15 protein-coding genes are annotated in these 16,754 nt (G+C 66.8%); all 15 read left to right on the top strand.

Features of this window, described 5'->3' with window-relative positions:
• Positions 1-160: 160 nt before the first annotated feature.
• The 15 genes from AC5V87_RS15225 to AC5V87_RS15155 are packed head-to-tail and all read left to right on the top strand — an operon-like array spanning position 161 to position 16,733.
• Entirely contained in the window at positions 161-1,171 is a 1,011-nt protein-coding gene (locus AC5V87_RS15225; RefSeq protein ID WP_495371466.1) for a branched-chain amino acid ABC transporter permease, read from the top strand.
• A gap of 1 nt (position 1,172) precedes the next feature.
• Complete coding sequence (locus AC5V87_RS15220) at positions 1,173-2,255, top strand: branched-chain amino acid ABC transporter permease (protein ID WP_495371465.1); 1,083 nt, start codon at positions 1,173-1,175, stop codon at positions 2,253-2,255.
• Entirely contained in the window at positions 2,248-3,030 is a 783-nt protein-coding gene (locus AC5V87_RS15215) for an ABC transporter ATP-binding protein (protein ID WP_456839312.1), read from the top strand. Before AC5V87_RS15220 ends, AC5V87_RS15215 begins: the two co-directional genes overlap by 8 nt.
• Positions 3,023-5,239 (top strand): Tm-1-like ATP-binding domain-containing protein, encoded by a 2,217-nt coding sequence (locus AC5V87_RS15210; RefSeq protein WP_495371464.1) that lies wholly within the window; start codon positions 3,023-3,025, stop codon positions 5,237-5,239. Before AC5V87_RS15215 ends, AC5V87_RS15210 begins: the two co-directional genes overlap by 8 nt.
• A gap of 3 nt (positions 5,240-5,242) precedes the next feature.
• Entirely contained in the window at positions 5,243-6,076 is an 834-nt protein-coding gene (locus AC5V87_RS15205) for a phosphoenolpyruvate hydrolase family protein (RefSeq protein ID WP_456839314.1), read from the top strand.
• 26 nt (positions 6,077-6,102) lie between these two features.
• Complete coding sequence (locus AC5V87_RS15200; protein WP_456839315.1) at positions 6,103-9,012, top strand: flotillin family protein; 2,910 nt, start codon at positions 6,103-6,105, stop codon at positions 9,010-9,012.
• 9 nt (positions 9,013-9,021) lie between these two features.
• The gene (locus AC5V87_RS15195; protein ID WP_456839316.1) at positions 9,022-9,459 is read left to right on the top strand and encodes an SRPBCC family protein; all 438 of its coding nucleotides are present in this window, start codon (positions 9,022-9,024) and stop codon (positions 9,457-9,459) included.
• Positions 9,460-9,461: 2 nt separating this feature from the next.
• Entirely contained in the window at positions 9,462-9,905 is a 444-nt protein-coding gene (locus tag AC5V87_RS15190; RefSeq protein WP_456839317.1) for an SRPBCC family protein, read from the top strand.
• Positions 9,906-9,908: 3 nt separating this feature from the next.
• Complete coding sequence (locus AC5V87_RS15185) at positions 9,909-10,727, top strand: FAD binding domain-containing protein (RefSeq protein WP_495371463.1); 819 nt, start codon at positions 9,909-9,911, stop codon at positions 10,725-10,727.
• 6 nt (positions 10,728-10,733) lie between these two features.
• Complete coding sequence (locus AC5V87_RS15180; RefSeq protein WP_456839319.1) at positions 10,734-11,210, top strand: (2Fe-2S)-binding protein; 477 nt, start codon at positions 10,734-10,736, stop codon at positions 11,208-11,210.
• Between the two features lie 12 nt (positions 11,211-11,222).
• A complete protein-coding gene (locus tag AC5V87_RS15175) occupies positions 11,223-12,818 on the top strand; it encodes a xanthine dehydrogenase family protein molybdopterin-binding subunit (protein ID WP_495371462.1) in 1,596 nt (531 codons plus the stop codon).
• Between the two features lies 1 nt (position 12,819).
• Complete coding sequence (locus AC5V87_RS15170; protein WP_495371461.1) at positions 12,820-13,842, top strand: xanthine dehydrogenase family protein molybdopterin-binding subunit; 1,023 nt, start codon at positions 12,820-12,822, stop codon at positions 13,840-13,842.
• Between the two features lie 10 nt (positions 13,843-13,852).
• Positions 13,853-14,734 carry an AAA family ATPase gene (locus tag AC5V87_RS15165; protein ID WP_456839321.1) on the top strand — a complete coding sequence of 294 codons (882 nt, stop codon included), beginning with the start codon at positions 13,853-13,855 and terminating at the stop codon, positions 14,732-14,734.
• Positions 14,731-15,852, top strand: a complete 1,122-nt coding sequence (locus AC5V87_RS15160; RefSeq protein WP_495371460.1) for a vWA domain-containing protein — start codon at positions 14,731-14,733, stop codon at positions 15,850-15,852. Before AC5V87_RS15165 ends, AC5V87_RS15160 begins: the two co-directional genes overlap by 4 nt.
• The gene (locus AC5V87_RS15155; protein ID WP_495371459.1) at positions 15,849-16,733 is read left to right on the top strand and encodes an amidohydrolase family protein; all 885 of its coding nucleotides are present in this window, start codon (positions 15,849-15,851) and stop codon (positions 16,731-16,733) included. The genes AC5V87_RS15160 and AC5V87_RS15155 overlap by 4 nt, the downstream gene beginning before the upstream one ends.
• The last annotated feature ends 21 nt before the right edge of the window (positions 16,734-16,754 follow it).

The raw sequence follows: 16,754 nt of genomic DNA, 5'->3' as shown, positions 1-16,754 counted from the left end.
GTCGCCCTCGCCGCCCGATTAGGATGCGGGCAACGCGATCCCGAGATGATCGCGACCGACGGGAGCGCACGTCCATGGCAAGGCCTGCAGCCGCTGTAGGGCTGTCCGACCTGCATTCTATGAACTTTCGGCGTGTCGCCCGGACAAGCGGACGGCGCAGATGAGCCGTTTCATCGAACGCCATCCCGCCTGGGCGCTGACCACGATCATCGCCATTGCCGTCGTGCTCTGGCTCATCTTCGCGGTCTGGCCGCCGGGTCTCGAAGAGGCGATCGGCCGCAAGCGCGTCTTCCTCAACGCCGTGTTCAACGGCATCACGCTTGGAGGCCTCTATTTCCTCGTCGCCAGCGGCTTCACGCTGATCTTCGGCCTGATGCGCAACGTCAATCTCGCGCACGGCTCGCTCTATCTGTTCGGCGGCTATGTCGGCTACGCCATCAGCATATCGACCGGCTCCTGGCTGCTCAGCTTCATCGTCGCCTTCGTCCTGACTGCCCTGGTCGGCGTGCTGCTGCAGGTGATCGTGTTCCGCCGCATGGAGGGTCAAGATCTCAGGCAAACCATGGTGACGATCGGGCTATCGATCGTGTTTGCCGATCTCATGCTCTGGGCCTGCGGCGGCGATTTTTACCAGATTCAGACCCCGACTTGGCTGATCGGACCCGTGGACCTGCCGCTGATCACAGCAGTGAAGTCTTCGGGCGAGCCGGTCTATCTCAGATATCCGATGGTCCGGCTCGTGATCTTCGCCGCGTCCGTGGTCATTGGCATTGCCATGTGGCTCGCGCTCAACCGCACCCGGATCGGCATGATCATCCGCGCCGGCGTCGACGATCGCGACATCCTGGCTGCGACGGGCGTGCGCATCCAGCTTATCTTCGTGCTGGTGTTCGCGTTCGGCGCGGGGCTGGCCGGTATGGCCGGCGTGGTCGGCGGCACTTTCCAGTCGTTGTCACCGGGCGAGGACATTCGTTTCCTGCTCGCCTCGCTCGTGGTGGTGATCGTCGGCGGCATGGGCTCGATCCCCGGTGCGGCGCTCGGCGCGCTGATCATCGGCCTCGCCGAGCAGCTCGGCTCGGTCTACATCCCGACCTACGCCATCGTCGTGACCTTCCTGATCATGGTGCTGGTGCTGGCGATCCGGCCACAAGGCTTGTTGGCGAGGCGCTGACATGTCGCTCGCGCACGACGCCCGCGTTGCCGTTCGTCCCGCTGCTGGAGCGGAGCACCCCGCGCGGACATGGCCGGAGATCGACAATCCCGCCGCCTGGATCGTTGCGGGCATTCTTCTCATCATGCCGCTGATTGCCAATGGCTTCTTCCTGATCGAGATCTTCGCGACCACGCTGATGCTCGGCACCATGGCGCTGAGCCTGATGTTCCTCGCCGGTTATGGCGGAATGGTCAGCCTGATGCAGCTCACCATCGCCGGCTTCTCGGCCTACATGGTCGCCGTGTTCGGCCTCAGCGGCAACGCCAATATCAGCCTGGGCTGGCCGTGGTGGCTCGCAGTGCCGATGGCGCTGGCACTGGCGACCGCCTTCGGCACGCTCGGCGGTGCGCTCGCGGTGCGCACCGAAGGCATCTACACCATCATGATCACGCTCGCCATTGGCGCCGCCTTCTACTATTTCACCAACCAGAACTGGGCGATCTTCAACGGCCATACCGGCATCAACAACGTGGCCACGCCGCACTTCTGGGGCGTGAACTGGCGCGCCGACATTCCCTTCTACTATGTCGTGCTCGCGGTCGCTGCGCTCTGCTACTTCGCGGTCGAATATCTCTCGCGCGCCCCCTTCGGCCTCGCGCTTCAGGGCGTGCGCGACAATCCGCGGCGCATGGCCGCGCTCGGCTTCAACGTCAATGCACATCGCGTCGCCGCCTATGCCTTTGCGTCCTTCGTCGCCGCGCTCGCCGGCGTCCTCCAGGTCTGGAACTACCGCCAGGTCTCGCCGGGCTCCGTCAGCGTCGGCGCCTGCATCGATGTGCTGATCATTGCGGTCGTCGGCGGCATCACCCGCCCGATCGGCCCCTTCATCGGTGCGCTGATTTTCGTGCTGCTGCGCACCTTCGCGCTCGACTTTCTGGTCCGGCTCGGGCTCGACGGCAACCGCTTCCGCCTGCTGATCGGGCTCGGCTTCCTCGCCATCGTGTTCTGGTCCTCGGACGGCGTCATCGGCCTGTGGCAGCGCTGGCGTCAGAGTCTACGTCCTCGCGCGGACCGGCCAGGCGGAGGGCGCGGCCATGGATAGCGTCGCTCATCGCCTTTCCGCCGTCGGCGCCGGCGCCGCGCTGGAGCTGCGCGGCGTGACGCGGCTGTTCGGCGCGCTCGCCGCGCTGACCGACGTCACCATCACAGTCCGGCCGGGCGAGCGGCGTGCCGTGCTCGGCTCCAACGGCGCCGGCAAGACCACGCTGTTCAACTGCATCACCGGCGACTTCCCGCCCTCCTCCGGCACCATCCGCTTCTTCGGCGAGGACGTCACGCATTTCCCACCCTATGAACGCATCCGCCGCGGGCTGCGCCGGACCTACCAGATCTCGGCGCTGTTCCCCGGCCTCACCGTGCAGGACAACGTCTATCTCGCCTGCCGCGGCGTCTCGCGCGGACGCTTCTCGTTTCTGCGCCCCGGGCAGAACGACACCCTGATGCATGCCGCCGACAACCTCGTCCAGGCCGTGCATCTGTCCGCCGTGAAGGACCAGCGCGTCGCAGAGCTCGCACATGGCCAGCAGCGCCAGCTCGAGATCGCGCTCGCGCTCGCCGGCGCGCCGCGTTTCGTCCTGTTCGACGAGCCGGCCGCAGGCCTGTCGCCGACCGAACGGGCCGAGCTGATCGAGATCCTGACCTCGCTGCCGACTCATATCGGCTACATCATCATCGAGCACGACATGGACGTGGCGCTACGCGTCGTCGAGAGCGTCACGATGATGCACAACGGCCGCGTCTTCAAGGAAGGCCTGCCGCAGGAGATCCAGTCCGATCCCGAGGTGCAGGAACTCTATCTCGGAGGCGGCCATGAATGAGGCTCGCCGCTCTTCCCCTGCGCTCGAGGTCCGCGGCCTCGACGTCTACTACGGCCACTCGCATGCGCTGCAAGGCGTCGATCTCACGCTGGAGAGCGGCGTGTTCTCGGTCGTCGGCCGCAACGGCATGGGCAAGACCACGCTGTGCAAGGCGATCATGGGCCTCGTCGGCGTGAGCGCCGGCTCGATCCGGGTCCGCGGCGAGGACGTCACGCGAACGCCGCCGGCCCAGATCGCCCGGCTCGGCGTCGGTTATGTGCCGCAAGGACGCCGTCTCTGGCGCTCACTCAGCGTCGACGAGCATTTGCGGCTCGCCGGCGGGCTGCGCTCCGGCGCCTGGACCGTCGAGCGCATCTACGACACCTTTCCGCGGCTCGCCGAACGGAAGGACCATGGCGGCGGTCAGCTCTCCGGCGGCGAGCAGCAGATGCTGGCGATCTCGCGCGCGCTGCTCACCAATCCGCATCTGTTGATCATGGACGAGCCGACCGAGGGACTGGCGCCCGTCATCGTCGCACAGGTCGAGGAGATGCTGCTGCGGCTCGGTGAGGACGGCGACATGTCCGTGCTCGTGATCGAGCAGAATATCGGCGTTGCCACGGCGATCTCGCGCAACGTCGCGATCATGGTCAACGGCCGGATCAATCGCATCATCGACCCCGCGCGCCTCGCCGCCGATCGCGAGCTGCAGCAGCGCCTGCTCGGCGTCGGGCTTCATGCCGAGCTCGAGCCTGATATCGATGGCCCCTCCGCCTCAGGCTCCGAACCAAAGCCGGTGCCTGCGCCGCGCCCGGGCGGGCCGATCCGCATCTACATCTCCAACCCGGTGCCACCGACGCGATGGTCGCAGCCGGTGCCGATCGCTCGCATCGAGGCGGCGGCCCGCTCACGGTCGACAGAGGTCACGCGACTGGAGAACACGATGCGGCGCGGGCGCGAGCCGGTGGCGGCGCAGACCGCGGGCCCGCCCGTCGTCCTGGTCGTCGGGACGCTCGATACCAAGGGCCAGGAGCTGCGCTTCATCCGTGACATCGTCGCAGCGACGGGGCTTCGCACCCGGCTGGTCGACGTCTCGACCAGCGGCAAGCATTCCAGCTGCGATGTCTCCGCGCAGGAGATCGCGCTGAACCACGGCCGCGGTGGTACGGCCGTGTTCGGCGCCGACCGCGGCGCGGCCGTGGCCGCGATGGCCGATGCGTTCGCCAACTGGCTGCGGCGCCAGGGCAATGTTGCTGGCGTGATCTCGGCCGGCGGCTCAGGCGCGGCGTCGCTGGTTGCGCCGGGCATGCGCGCCCTGCCCGTCGGCGTGCCAAAACTGATCATCTCCTCCATCGCATCCGGCGACGTCGGGCCCTATGTCGGCCCCGCCGACATCACGATGATGTACTCGGTCACCGACGTGCAGGGGCTGAACGCGATCTCGCGCGCTGTGCTCGCCAATGGCGCCAATGCGCTCGCCGGGATGGTCAAGGCACGCCTCGATGATGCGCGCGCCGCGACGACGCGCGGCGATGGCGGCCTGCCCTCGGTCGGCATCACCATGTTCGGCGTCACCACGCCGGCGGTGCAGAAGATCGCGGCCGAGCTGCGCGACGATTTCGAATGCCTGGTCTTCCACGCCACCGGCGTTGGCGGCCGTTCCATGGAAAAGCTCGTCGAGTCCGGCCAGCTCGCCGGCGTGATCGACCTCACCACGACCGAGATCTGCGACCTGTTGATGGGCGGCGTCTTTCCGGCGACCGAGGATCGCCTTGGGGCGATCATCCGCAGCCGGTTACCCTATGTCGGTTCCGTCGGCGCGCTCGATATGGTCAATTTCGGAGCGCCCGACACCATTCCTGAGCGCTATCACGGCCGCAAGTTTCACGTCCACAATCCGCAGGTCACCTTGATGCGGACGACGGCGGAGGAGAACGAGCGCATGGGCCGCTGGATCGCCGAGCGGCTCAATCAGATGGACGGCCCCGTGCGCTTCTTCCTGCCGGAGGGCGGCGTCTCCGCGCTCGATGCGCGAGGGCAACCGTTCTGGGATCCCGACGCCGACGCCGCGCTGTTCCGCGCGCTGGAGCGCGATGTGCGCCGGACCGGCAACCGCCAGCTCATTCGCATGCCTAAGAACATCAACGATCCCGACTTCGCCGCCGCCATCGTCAGCGCGTTCCGAACGCTGTTCGGCCGCACCGGCGCACGGCGGAGACTAGCGAGGTGACCGATGGCCAGGTTTGAACGCGCTGCCCTCCTGAAGAAGTTGCGTGACATGGCGAGGCGCGGCGAGCCGATCGTCGGCGGCGGCGCCGGCACCGGGCTGTCGGCCAAATGCGAGGAAGCAGGTGGCGTCGATCTCATCGTCATCTACAATTCCGGCCGCTACCGCATGGCGGGCCGCGGCTCGCTCGCGGGCTTGATGGCGTACGGCGATGCCAACGCCATCGTGCTGGAGATGGCGAGCGAGGTGCTCCCGGTGGTCAGCCACACGCCGGTGCTTGCAGGCGTCAACGGCACCGATCCGTTCCGCGACATGGACGTGTTCCTCGATCAGCTGAAGGCGCTTGGTTTCGCCGGTGTCCAGAACTTCCCGACCGTCGGGCTGATCGACGGCACCTTTCGTGCCAATCTCGAAGAGACCGGCTTGTCCTATGCGCTCGAAATCGACATGATCGCCAAGGCGCACGACAAGGACATGCTGACGACTCCTTACGTGTTCAGCGAGAAGGAGGCCGCCGCGATGGCGATCGCCGGCGCCGACATCATTGTCTGCCACATGGGCTTGACGACCGGCGGCACGATCGGCGCGCAGACTGCGACAAAGCTGAAGGACTGCCCCGCGCGGATCGACACCTGGGCGGCCGCCGCGCTCAGTATCAATCCGGACATCCTGGTGCTGGCCCATGGCGGCCCGATTGCCGATCCCACCGACGCCGATTTCATCATGAAGAACACCCGCCATTGCCACGGCTTCTACGGCGCCTCCTCTATGGAGCGGCTGCCCGTGGAGCGGGCGCTGACGGAGCAGGTACGTCAATTCAAGGCGATCGGCGCGCGGTAACGCCGGAAGGTTCGAGGGAGGGAAAGATGTCAGGGATGCTGGTCGGTGAATTGATCCTCTGGCTGATCGTCGCGATCATCGTGATCGTGGTCGGCGTCTACATCGTGAACTGGCTCTACCACCGCTCCTCCAAGGAGACCTCGTTCGTCCGGACCGGCTTCCTTGGCGAGCGCGTGGTGATCAATGGCGGCGCCTTCGTGCTGCCGTTCATCCACGACTACACGCCGGTCAACATGAACGTGCTGCCGATGGGCATCGTGCGTTCGCGCCAGGATGCCGTGATCACCCGCGACCGCATGCGCGTCGACATCGAGGCGGACTTCTATGTCCGCGTGCAGCCGACGCGGGAGGCCGTCTCGATTGCCGCAGCCACGCTCGGCCGCCGTACCATGGAACCGGAGCAGCTACGCGCCCTTCTCGCCGGCAAGTTCATTTCAGCGATCCGTTCAGTCGCCTCCGAAATGACGATGGAGGAGATGCACGAGCGGCGCGGCGACTATGTCGCGCGGGTCAAGACCAATGCGGCCGAGGCGCTCGCGCAGAACGGCCTCGAGCTGGAATCAGTCGCGATCACAGATCTCGACCAGACCGACCTCGAGTTCTTCAACCCGTCAAACCGGTTCGACGCCGAAGGCCTGACGCGCCTCATGGAGGACATCGAGGCCAAGCGCAAGCTGCGCAACGACATCGAGCAGGACTCGATGATCAAGATCCGCTCCCGCAACCTGGAGGCCGAACGGCAGGCGCTGGAGATCGAGCGCGAGAGCGAGACCGCGCGTCTGGAACAGGAGCGCGACATCGAAATGCGCCGCGCGCTTCAGCGTACGGAGGTTGCCCGCGAGCGCGCGCTGCGCGAGACCGAGGCCGAACAGGCGCAGATTTCCGCCCGTGAGGCCATCGAGCGCGCCCGCATCGCCAACGACCAGGCGATCGCGGAGGCGCGCATAGCATCCGAGCGCGAGACTCGCCAGAAAGAGATCGAGCGGACGCGGACGATCGAGGAGAAGGAGCTGCTGGCGCGTGAGGAGATCGAGAAGACCCGGATTGCCAACCAGCGCTCGATCGATACGACCCGCATCGCCTCCGAGCGTGAGGTCCGCCAGCGCGAGATCGAGCGGATGCGCACGGTCGAAGAAGCCGAGATCGCCGCCCGCGAAGCCATCGAGAAGGCCCGTATCCAGCAGGATCGCGTCGTTACCGATGCCCGCATCGCCAACGAAGAAGAGACCCGCCGCCGCGAGATCGAGCGCACCCGCGCCGTGGACGAGGCCGAGATCACCGCCCGCGAGGCGACCGAGAAGGCCCGCATCGCCCAGACCTTGACCGTCAATGTCGAGCGCATCTCCTCGGACGAGCGCACCCGCGCGCTGGAGATCCGGCAGGTGCGCACCATCCAGGAAGCCGAGATCGAGGCACAGCGCGCTGTGGAGGCCGCCCGCATCGCCCGCGAGCGGACGCTGGCCGCCGAGCGCATCGCCGCCGAACAGAGTACCCGGCAGCTGGAGATTGAACGCAACCAGACGCTGGATGTCGCCGGCATTGCGGCCCGCGAAGCGACGGAAGCTTCCCGTATTGCGCAGGAGGAGCGTGTGCGTTCGCTCGAGATCGCCCGCAACCGTGCCGTCGAGGAAGCCGACATCGCCTCGCGCGAGGCGATCGAAGCGGCCAGGATCGCCCAGGAGAAGGCGGTCGCGGCCGAGCGCATCCAGGCCGACCGGGAGACCAAGGCGCTCGAGATCGAGCGGAGCGGCATCTTGGAGGCGGCCGAGCTGAAGCGGCGCGATGCCATCGAGCGCCAGCGCATCACGGTAGATCTGGCGCTCGAGGCCGAGCGCATCAACTCCTCCAAGAAGCGCGAGGTGCTCAACATCGAGCAGAAGAAGGCTGTCGAGATTGCGGACGAGGACCGCGTCATCGCGCTATCGACCAAGAAGTCCGAGCGGATCGATGCCGACCGCCAGGTCCGGCAGGCCGAGATCGTCGCACGCAAGGAGGTCGAGACGACGGACGTCTCGCGCGAGCAGGCGCTGGAAGCTGCACGCATCGAGCGCCGGCGTGCGATCGAGCAGCTCGAGGTCGCCCGCGTCCAGTCGCTCCAGGAGGCCGAAATCGCCGCCCGCGAGGAAGTCGAGCGTGCCCGCATCGCGTCCGACCGCGGGCTCGACGAGGCCCGGATCGGCCGCGAACGCGAATTGCGCAAGCTCGAGGTCAATCGCGAGAAGGACGTCGAGACGGTCCTGATGGAGAAGGCGATCGCCATCCATCAGAAGTCGCTGGAAGAGTCGGCGGCGCGCGCCGCGGCCGAGGAGGCCCGGATGCGGGCGACCGAGGCGGCCGAGCGTGTCGTCACAGCGCGCGAGAGCGAGATCGCCAAGCGCCGCAAAACCGTCGAAGTTCTGCTCGCCGAGAAGCAGGCCGAGGAGACCCGGATCGCAGCTGAAGCCGAGCGTGTGCGTGCCGCAGTCGAGGCCGAGGCGCAGCGGATGCTTAACGAGGCCGAGAACGTGCTGACGGATCAGGCCCGCTACTCGCTGTTCCGCCGCAAGCTGCTCGACCGCATCGAGGGCATCGTGCGTGAGAGCGTCAAACCGATGGAGAAGATCGAGGGTATCCGCATCCTCCAGGTCGACGGCCTCAACGGCAACGGACATGGCAGCGGTAACGGCGGCCGGAGCGCCACCGACGAGGTGATCGACTCTGCCCTGCGCTACCGGGTCCAGGCGCCGCTGATCGACTCCATCCTGTCCGACATCGGCGTCGAAGGCGGCAGCCTCGCAAAGATGCCCGGCCTGATCCGCGAGGCTCGCGACATGCAGGGCATCAAGGATTCCGCACGCAAGGGCGGCGGTGGCGGTGACAAGCCGGCAGCCTCCCCGCCCGCCGCGGAAGGCAGCGGTGAGCCGCCGGGCGAGCGTGGTCCGCGGAAGAAGAGCTGAGGTCGCGTCATGGCCCGCGTCTACGTCTCCACCGTCGTCAATGCGCGCAACGATCGTGTCTGGGCGCGCGTGCGCGACTTCAACGGCCTGCCGAACTGGCACCCGGCCATCGCCGAAAGCCGCATCGAGGGCGGCGAGCCCTCCGACAAGATCGGCTGCGTCAGGGATTTCCGCCTGCGCAACGGCGACCGCATCCGCGAGAAGCTGCTCGGCCTCTCCGACTACGACATGTTCTGCACCTATTCAATCCTGGAATCGCCGATGGGCGTCGAGAACTACGTCGCGACCCTACGGCTCACGCCGGTCACCGACGGCGACCAGACCTTCATGGAATGGACCGCCGAGTTCGACTGCGCGCCGGATCGGGAGACCGAGCTCGTCAATAATATCGGCGGCGGCGTGTTCCAGGGCGGCTTCGACGCGCTGAAGCGCGTGTTTGGAGGCTAGCCGTGCCGCATGTTGTCAAGAGCACGATCCTGAACGCACCGACCGACGCGGTGTGGGACGTACTGCGCGACTTCAACGGACACGACCGCTGGCATCCGGCGGTCGCGACCTCCTCGATCGAACGCGCGCAGTCCGCCGACAAGATCGGCTGCGTCAGGCGGTTCAAGCTCAAGGACGGCTCCGAGCTGCGCGAGCAATTGCTGGCGCTGTCCGACCTCGAACAGACCTTCAGCTACTGCCTGCTCGATACGCCCATCCCGATGTTCAACTACGTCGCCCATGTGCGATTGCTGCCGGTGACCGACGGCGACCGCACCTTCTGGCATTGGGAGTCTCGGTTCACCACCAAGCCGGGGGATCGCGACCGCATCACCCACATGATTGCCGAAGACATTTATCAGGTCGGATTCGAGGCGGTCCGCCGGCACATGAAGGAGACTGCTTGAGCCATGGCCGTGACGGTAAAGACCTTTGCGAATGCGAGCGAAGCGGCCGGCGTCCTGTCCTCGGACCGCAGCGCGCGTTATCTCGGCGGCGGCACGCTGGTGATGCGCGCGCTGAACGAGGGTGACGTCTCGATCTCGACGATCGTCCGCGCCAGCGACCAGGCGCTGAGCCGGATCGATGCTTCCGGCCCGCGCGTGACGCTGGGCGCCGGTGTCACCTTCGCGCGTGTGCTCGCCGAACGCGACCTCGCCTTTCTGCACGCCCCCGCCCGCTCGATCGGCGGCCCCGCCGTGCGCAATATGGGAACCATCGGCGGAAATCTGTTTGCGCCGAGCCCCTACGGCGATTTCACCGTGGCGCTGCTCGCGCTCGACGCCATCGTCGCGGTGCAAGGCGGCTTCGGCTCACGCGACATCCCGATCGAGGAGTTTCTGCAGGCGCGGGACCGGCAAACCGGCACGCTGGTTCTCTCGGTCTCCTGCACCAGGCCGGCCAGCAGTGAGGCCTTCCGCTATCGCAAGATCGCGCGCATCAAGCCGAAGGGCGGCGCGGTGATCACGCTCGCGGCGCATCTGCCGATCTCCGGCGGCCGGATTGCGGGCGCGCGTATCGCCCTGGGCTCGATGGCGCCGACGCAGATCCGCGCCCGCGCCGCCGAGCGCGCGCTGGAGGGCCGAACGCTGGATGCCGCGACCCTCGCGGCTGCGGCATCCGCCGCGAGCGAAGGAACATCCCCATCCGACAACGCGCTCGGCAGCGCCTGGTACCGCCGCGAGATCGTCGGCGTGCATCTGCGGCGTCTGCTGTCCGGACAGGAATAGATCGTCATGACGAAAATCCCCCTGCAATTTCGTCACAACGGCCGCGACGTCGCGATCTTCGTCGACGGCGGCACCAATCTGCTGGTGGCACTGCGCGAATTGATCGGCGACATGACGCCGAAATTCGGCTGCGGTCAGGGCGGCTGCGGCACCTGCAGTGTGCTGGTCGACGGCGAACTGCACCTCTCCTGCCTGACACTCGCGGAGACGGTCGCAGGCCGCTCGGTCGAGACGCTCGACGGCATGAAGCAGGGCCCGAACCTGCATCCGCTGCAGCGCGCCTTTGCCGACCATTTTGCCGCCCAGTGCGGTTATTGCACGCCGGGCATGCTGATGGCTGCCAAGGCGCTGCTCGACCGCAACCCGTCGCCGAGCCGCGACGAGGTCGTCGAGGCGATCTCGGGCAATATCTGCCGCTGCACCGGCTATGAGCCTATTATCAATGCCATACTCGCCGCCGCGAGCGGCCGGGTCAGCGCGTAAGGGAACGCGACCATGCTGGAACTGCGCAAGGACATTTTTGCGGACGAACGCGACGATAATTTGAAAGAGATCGGCAAGGGCACCCAGCGCCAGGACATGCTCGGCCATGTCACGGGTACGTCCAGCTATTTCAATGACCACAAGCTGCAAGGCATGCTGCACCTGAAGGTCGTGCGCTCGACACATGCGCATGCAAGGCTGCGCCGTATCGACACCACGGAGGCGGAGCGCTCGGCGGGCGTGCGTCGGATCATTCGCGGCGCCGACGTTCCGCGCAACCTCAACACGCTGCTGAGCCTGATCAACTTCGGCAAGGACGACGAGCCGTCGCTTGCCACCGACAAGGTCCGCTACAAGGGCGAGCCGATACTCGCCATTGTCGCCGACAGTGAGCGCGAGGCCTTCGAGGCGGTCGCCAAGGTCAGGATCGACTACGAGCCGCTGCCGACCGTGTTCGACGTCGAGGATGCGCTGAAACCCGGTGCGCCCGTGGTCAACGAGACCTATCCCAAGAACACATTTACCTATCACGATGTCTACGACCACCAGCGCCTGCGCTTTGGCGACGCCGATGCGGCGCTTGCAACCGCCGACCACGTGCTGGAACAGCGCTACCAGATGTCACCGATCGAGCATGCGCCGACCGAGACCAATGGCGCGATCGCAGCGCCCGATACCAACGGCCGCTATGTCGTCTACACCTCGACCCAGGCGCTGTTCTTCTCGGTCGACACCTGCGCCAAGATTTTGGACGTTCCCTCCAACACATTCCACTTCATCGGAGGAACCGTCGGCGGCGGCTTTGGCGGCAAGGTGGACACCTTGACCGAGCCGCTCGCGATCCTCGGCGCCATGCTGACGGGACGCCCCGTCCGCTATGTGTTCGGCCGCGAGGAGGAGATGCAGTACGGCCCGCCGCGCGGCGCCGAGCGCATCTACATCAAGGACGGCGTGATGAGCGATGGCCGCATTGTCGCGCGCAAGATCCGCGCCTATTTCGACAGTGGGGCCTATACGCGGCTGTCCAGCTACGCAGCCGTCAAATGCGCCGCGCATCTGCCGGGCCCCTATACCATCCCGAACGTCTATGGCGACGTCTATTGCGTCTTCACAAACCGGACGCCGGCGACCGCCATGCGCGGCTTCGGCGTGACCGCGATGGATTTCGCCATCGAGTGCCAGATGGACAAGCTGGCAAACCTTGTCGGCATGGACCCGATGGAGTTCCGCATCCTCAACGCCTACCGCGACGGCGACATGAAGGCACACCGGCGCGAGGCCAAGAACACCGCGCTGATCGAATGCGTGCAGGTGGCCGCCGAAAAGGCCAAATGGCCGATCCGCGAAGAATTCAAGCGGGCCTCCTCGCGCAAAGATGGCGGCGGAAGCCGCGCCGTGATCCCACCAACGCCGACGGATTCTTCGCGTGCACGCCCGGCCGCTCCGGTCCAGCAGCGCACCAGCTACGACCGGCTTCCGCCTACCGTCAGCCGCGAACCGCCGCGCGAGCCCCCATCACCGGCTCCGCCGCCGCCTTCGCCACGGCCAGCGGCGCCATCGCACGGCGCAACGCGGTTCTCCTCCGTCTTCGGCACCAGGAGGCGCTGAGATGACCCGGCATCGCGGACGCGGCATGGCGTCGATCAACTATCCCATCGGCATGAATCTCGGCGGCGATCCGAGCCAGGCGCTCGTGCATTCCAACCCGAGCGGCAAGTTCACGGTGGCACTGTCGTCGATCGATCTCGGCCAGGGCATGAAATCGGTGACGCGGCAGATCTGCGCGGAGACGCTGGGCGTACCGGTCGAGGACGTCTATGTCGACACGGCCGATTCCGACACCGGCCCGCACTGCATGGGCTCGTTCGCCTCGCGCGGCACCCACCGTGTCGGCAACGCGGTGATGGCTGCCGCCCGCGAGGCGCGCGGCGTGATGATGGAGGCGGCCGCCGAGGAGCTTGAGGTCAATGCCGCCGATCTCGAAACTGACGGCCGCGGCAACATCCAAGTCAAGGGTGCGCCGCACCGATCGATCTCGACCAAGGACGTCGCGATCGCGGCGCAGTTCAAGCAGGGCAAGACGATCTCCGGTCGCGGCATCTTTCTCGTGCCACTGTCCGACGTCGATCCCGAAACCGGCGAGATGTCGCCGGCGACCTGCTACGCCCACGCCTGCCTCGTCGCCGAAGTCGAGGTCGACGACGAGACCGGCGAGGTTGCGATGGTCCGCATGGACTCGGCCTATGAGCTCGGCCGCGCCCTGAACCCGCGCCTGGTGGAGCAGCAGCTGGTTGGTGGCGCCTGGATGGGTGTCAGTCACGCGCTGTACGAGACGCCCGAGCCCTATTATCCCGACCCCGTTCACGGGCCCCGCGACTTCGTCGAATATCTGATGCCCGGTCCCGGTGATATCTGCCCGCATGATATTGCCGTGCTGGAGCGTCCCGCCCCTGATGGTCCGTTCGGCGCTAAGGGTCCGGGGGAGATGTGCGCCAACCCGGTGCTGCCGGCGGTGGCGAACGCGATCTTCAACGCCGTCGGCGTGCGGATCGACGATCTGCCGATCACACCGGAAAAGGTGCTGCGGGCGATCAAAGCCCAGGGCGGCGCACGGCCGCAGGCGCGGCGTTGAGGCTGGGTCCGTGGCCGTCCGCAGCAACATCGTCGGCATCGACAGCCCCGAGGCGCTGGAGAAGGCGCTGCGGGCGGCCTATTACCTCGCCGATGAAGGGCTCGCGACCGCAGCCTATCTCGGCCTTGCCCTCGGCAAGCCGTTGCTCCTGGAAGGCGCGCCCGGCGTCGGCAAGACCGAAGCGGCGAAGGCCATCGCCGCCGTGCTCGGCCGGCAATTGATCCGTCTGCAATGCTACGAGGGCATCGACGCATCGGCCGCGCTCTACGAGTGGAACTACCCGCGCCAGATGCTCGCGATCCGCCAGGCCGGCGATGATAGCATCGACATCTACGGCGCGACCTTCCTGATCGAGCGGCCCATGCTCGCGGCGCTGCGCGCCCCTGATGCCACGGTGCTGCTGATCGACGAGATCGACCGTGCCGACCAGGAGTTCGAGGCATTCCTGCTGGAATTCCTTTCCGACTTTCAGATCTCCATTCCCGAACGCGGCACGGTCCGCGCGGCAGAGCGGCCGGTCGTCGTGCTCACCTCGAACCGGACGCGCGATTTGCACGAAGCCCTGCGGCGCCGCTGCGTCTATCACTGGATCGACTATCCCACGGCCGAGCGGGAGGCACGGATCATCATGATGCGCGCGTCCAGCGTTGCCGAAACCACAGCCCGAGCCGTCGTCGCCGCTGTCGAGAGACTGCGGCGAGAACCGCTGAGCAAGGCGCCCGGAATTGCCGAGGCTGTCGATTGGGCCGAGGCCGCGACGCTGCTTAACAAAGGCGGCGCGCGCTGGCCCGACGCCTTCAAGCGCTCGATCGGCGTGGCGCTAAAGGACGAGGAGGACCTGCACTTCATCGCGCCCAGGCTCGATGCCATGCTCGCGGAGGCGACCGCATGAGCACCGAGCTGCAGCTCCCGCGCGCTGCCCGCATCTTCATTTCCTTCGTCGCGCTGCTGCGCGCCAACGGCTTTGCTGTTGCGCCGGAACAGACCACCGCATTCCTGGCCGCGATCGAACTGCTGGGTCCGCGCGGCCTCCGGGATATCAGGCAGGCGGCGCTCGCCACCCTCGCCCCGCGGCCCGAGCGCCGCGCCACCTTCGACCGGCTGTTCGACCTGCATTTTCGCGGCAGCAAGGCCATTGAGCGCGGCGACAAGGGCGAGGACGACGAGACCGTTCGTCTCCAGGAGGAAGGCCGCGGCGACGAGGAGCCCCTGCTCTCAGATGAGGCCAATGAATCAGGCCTGACCGCGACCCGCACCGAGGCGCTGGTCGAGCGCCGCTTTGCCCAGCTCTCCACCTCCGATCCGCTCCGCCGCCTTGCACGCGAGGCGCCGCGGCGCCTGCCGCAGCGGCGCGGCCACCGCCGCATGCGGGCCCGCCGCGGCCCCTTCGCCGATCTCCGCCGCACCCTGCGCGATAGCGTCCGCAGCGATGGTGAGATTTTGCGGCTCGGCCACCTGAAGCGGCGCCAGCGTCCCCGCAAGATCCTGCTGCTGATCGACGTCTCCGGCTCGATGAAGAGCCGCACCGAGGAGAACATGAAGCTCGCCCATGCACTGGTGCAGGCAGCGCCGAATGTCGAGGTCTTCACCTTCGGCACTCGCCTGACCCGTGTCACCCGCGCGCTGTGGCTGAAGCGCCGCGAACAGGCGCTGAACGCCGCGGCGCATCTCGTCAGTGACTGGGACGGCGGCACCCGCATCGGCGATGCGCTGCAAGCATTCCTGGCGGTGCCGCGATTCGGCAGCTATGCCCGCGGCGCGGCCGCGGTCATCGTCTCGGACGGGCTCGAGCGCGGCAAACCCGATGCGCTTCGTGACGCCGTGGCGAAACTATCACGCCGGGCCTGGCGCCTGAGCTGGCTGACCCCGCTCGCAACAGGACCAGGCTTTCGCCCGCAGACCGAAGCGCTCGTCGCGATCGAACGCTTTGTCGACGATCTCGTGGATGGCGGGTCGAGCGCCTCGATCGTCGCCCATGTACTGGCATTAGGACGAAGGAGTGCTGCGTGAACGACATTGTCGACGGGCATCATCACATCTGGCGGCAGGCCGACCTGCCCTGGCTGAGCGGCCCCATGCAGCCGCGCATTTTCGGACCGTACGAGCCGATCCGGCGCGATTACCCGATCGAGGAATATCTCGACGATCTCAAGGGCTCCGGCGTCACGCGCTCGGTCTATGTGCAGACCAATTGGGCGCCCGAGCATTTCGAGAAGGAAGCTGCCTGGGTGCAGCGGACCGCCCAAGAGCACGGCTGGCCGCATGCCATCGTCGCCTATGCCAATTTCGCGGTCGACGACGTGCGCCCGCAGCTTGATCGTCTCAAACGCTATCCGCTGCTGCGCGGCGTGCGCATGCAGTTGCACTGGCATGAGAACCCGCTGTACCGCTTCGCGGCTCGTCCGGATCTCTGCGCCAATCCCGCGATCCGCCGCAACGTCGCGCATCTCGCGGACTACGGCTGGAGCTTCGACTTGCAGGTCTTCACGTCGCAGATGCCAGATGCCGCGCAGCTCGCGGAGTCCTGTCGCAAGGTGACGTTCATACTGCAGCATGCCGGCATGCTGGAGGATCTCTCGCCGGCGGGACGCGCGGCCTGGCGCGCCGGAATGGCCCGACTCGCCACATGCCCGAACGTGGTCTCGAAGCTGTCCGGGCTTGGCACCTTCATCCATCGCAACGATCCCGCGCATATTGAGGCCGTGCTCACCGATACTGTCGCGATCTTCGGCGCCGAGCGCTGCTTGTTTGGATCAAATTTCCCGATCGAGAAATTGTGGACCAGCTATCGCGAGCTCGTCGGCGCCTTTCGCACGGCCGCCGCGCCATTCAGCGCCGAGCAGCAGGACGCGATCTTCCGGACGACGGCTGCGCGCGTCTACCGGCTTTGACGCACGATAAACGAGACAGGA

Source organism: Bradyrhizobium sp. SOJA106, assembly GCF_059448745.1.
The sequence above is the reverse complement of the archived record's forward strand: the minus strand, read 5'-3'. Positions and strand labels throughout refer to the sequence as shown.

What these genes read in the sequence shown, in the direction of transcription:
- AC5V87_RS15225 (WP_495371466.1), top strand. Translation starts at nt 161, where the DNA reads ATGAGCCGTTTCATCGAACGCCATCCCGCCTGGGCGCTGACCACGATC.
- AC5V87_RS15220 (WP_495371465.1), top strand. Translation starts at nt 1,173, where the DNA reads ATGTCGCTCGCGCACGACGCCCGCGTTGCCGTTCGTCCCGCTGCTGGA.
- AC5V87_RS15215 (WP_456839312.1), top strand. Translation starts at nt 2,248, where the DNA reads ATGGATAGCGTCGCTCATCGCCTTTCCGCCGTCGGCGCCGGCGCCGCG.
- AC5V87_RS15210 (WP_495371464.1), top strand. Translation starts at nt 3,023, where the DNA reads ATGAATGAGGCTCGCCGCTCTTCCCCTGCGCTCGAGGTCCGCGGCCTC.
- AC5V87_RS15205 (WP_456839314.1), top strand. Translation starts at nt 5,243, where the DNA reads ATGGCCAGGTTTGAACGCGCTGCCCTCCTGAAGAAGTTGCGTGACATG.
- AC5V87_RS15200 (WP_456839315.1), top strand. Translation starts at nt 6,103, where the DNA reads ATGTCAGGGATGCTGGTCGGTGAATTGATCCTCTGGCTGATCGTCGCG.
- AC5V87_RS15195 (WP_456839316.1), top strand. Translation starts at nt 9,022, where the DNA reads ATGGCCCGCGTCTACGTCTCCACCGTCGTCAATGCGCGCAACGATCGT.
- AC5V87_RS15185 (WP_495371463.1), top strand. Translation starts at nt 9,909, where the DNA reads ATGGCCGTGACGGTAAAGACCTTTGCGAATGCGAGCGAAGCGGCCGGC.
- AC5V87_RS15180 (WP_456839319.1), top strand. Translation starts at nt 10,734, where the DNA reads ATGACGAAAATCCCCCTGCAATTTCGTCACAACGGCCGCGACGTCGCG.
- AC5V87_RS15175 (WP_495371462.1), top strand. Translation starts at nt 11,223, where the DNA reads ATGCTGGAACTGCGCAAGGACATTTTTGCGGACGAACGCGACGATAAT.
- AC5V87_RS15170 (WP_495371461.1), top strand. Translation starts at nt 12,820, where the DNA reads ATGACCCGGCATCGCGGACGCGGCATGGCGTCGATCAACTATCCCATC.
- AC5V87_RS15160 (WP_495371460.1), top strand. Translation starts at nt 14,731, where the DNA reads ATGAGCACCGAGCTGCAGCTCCCGCGCGCTGCCCGCATCTTCATTTCC.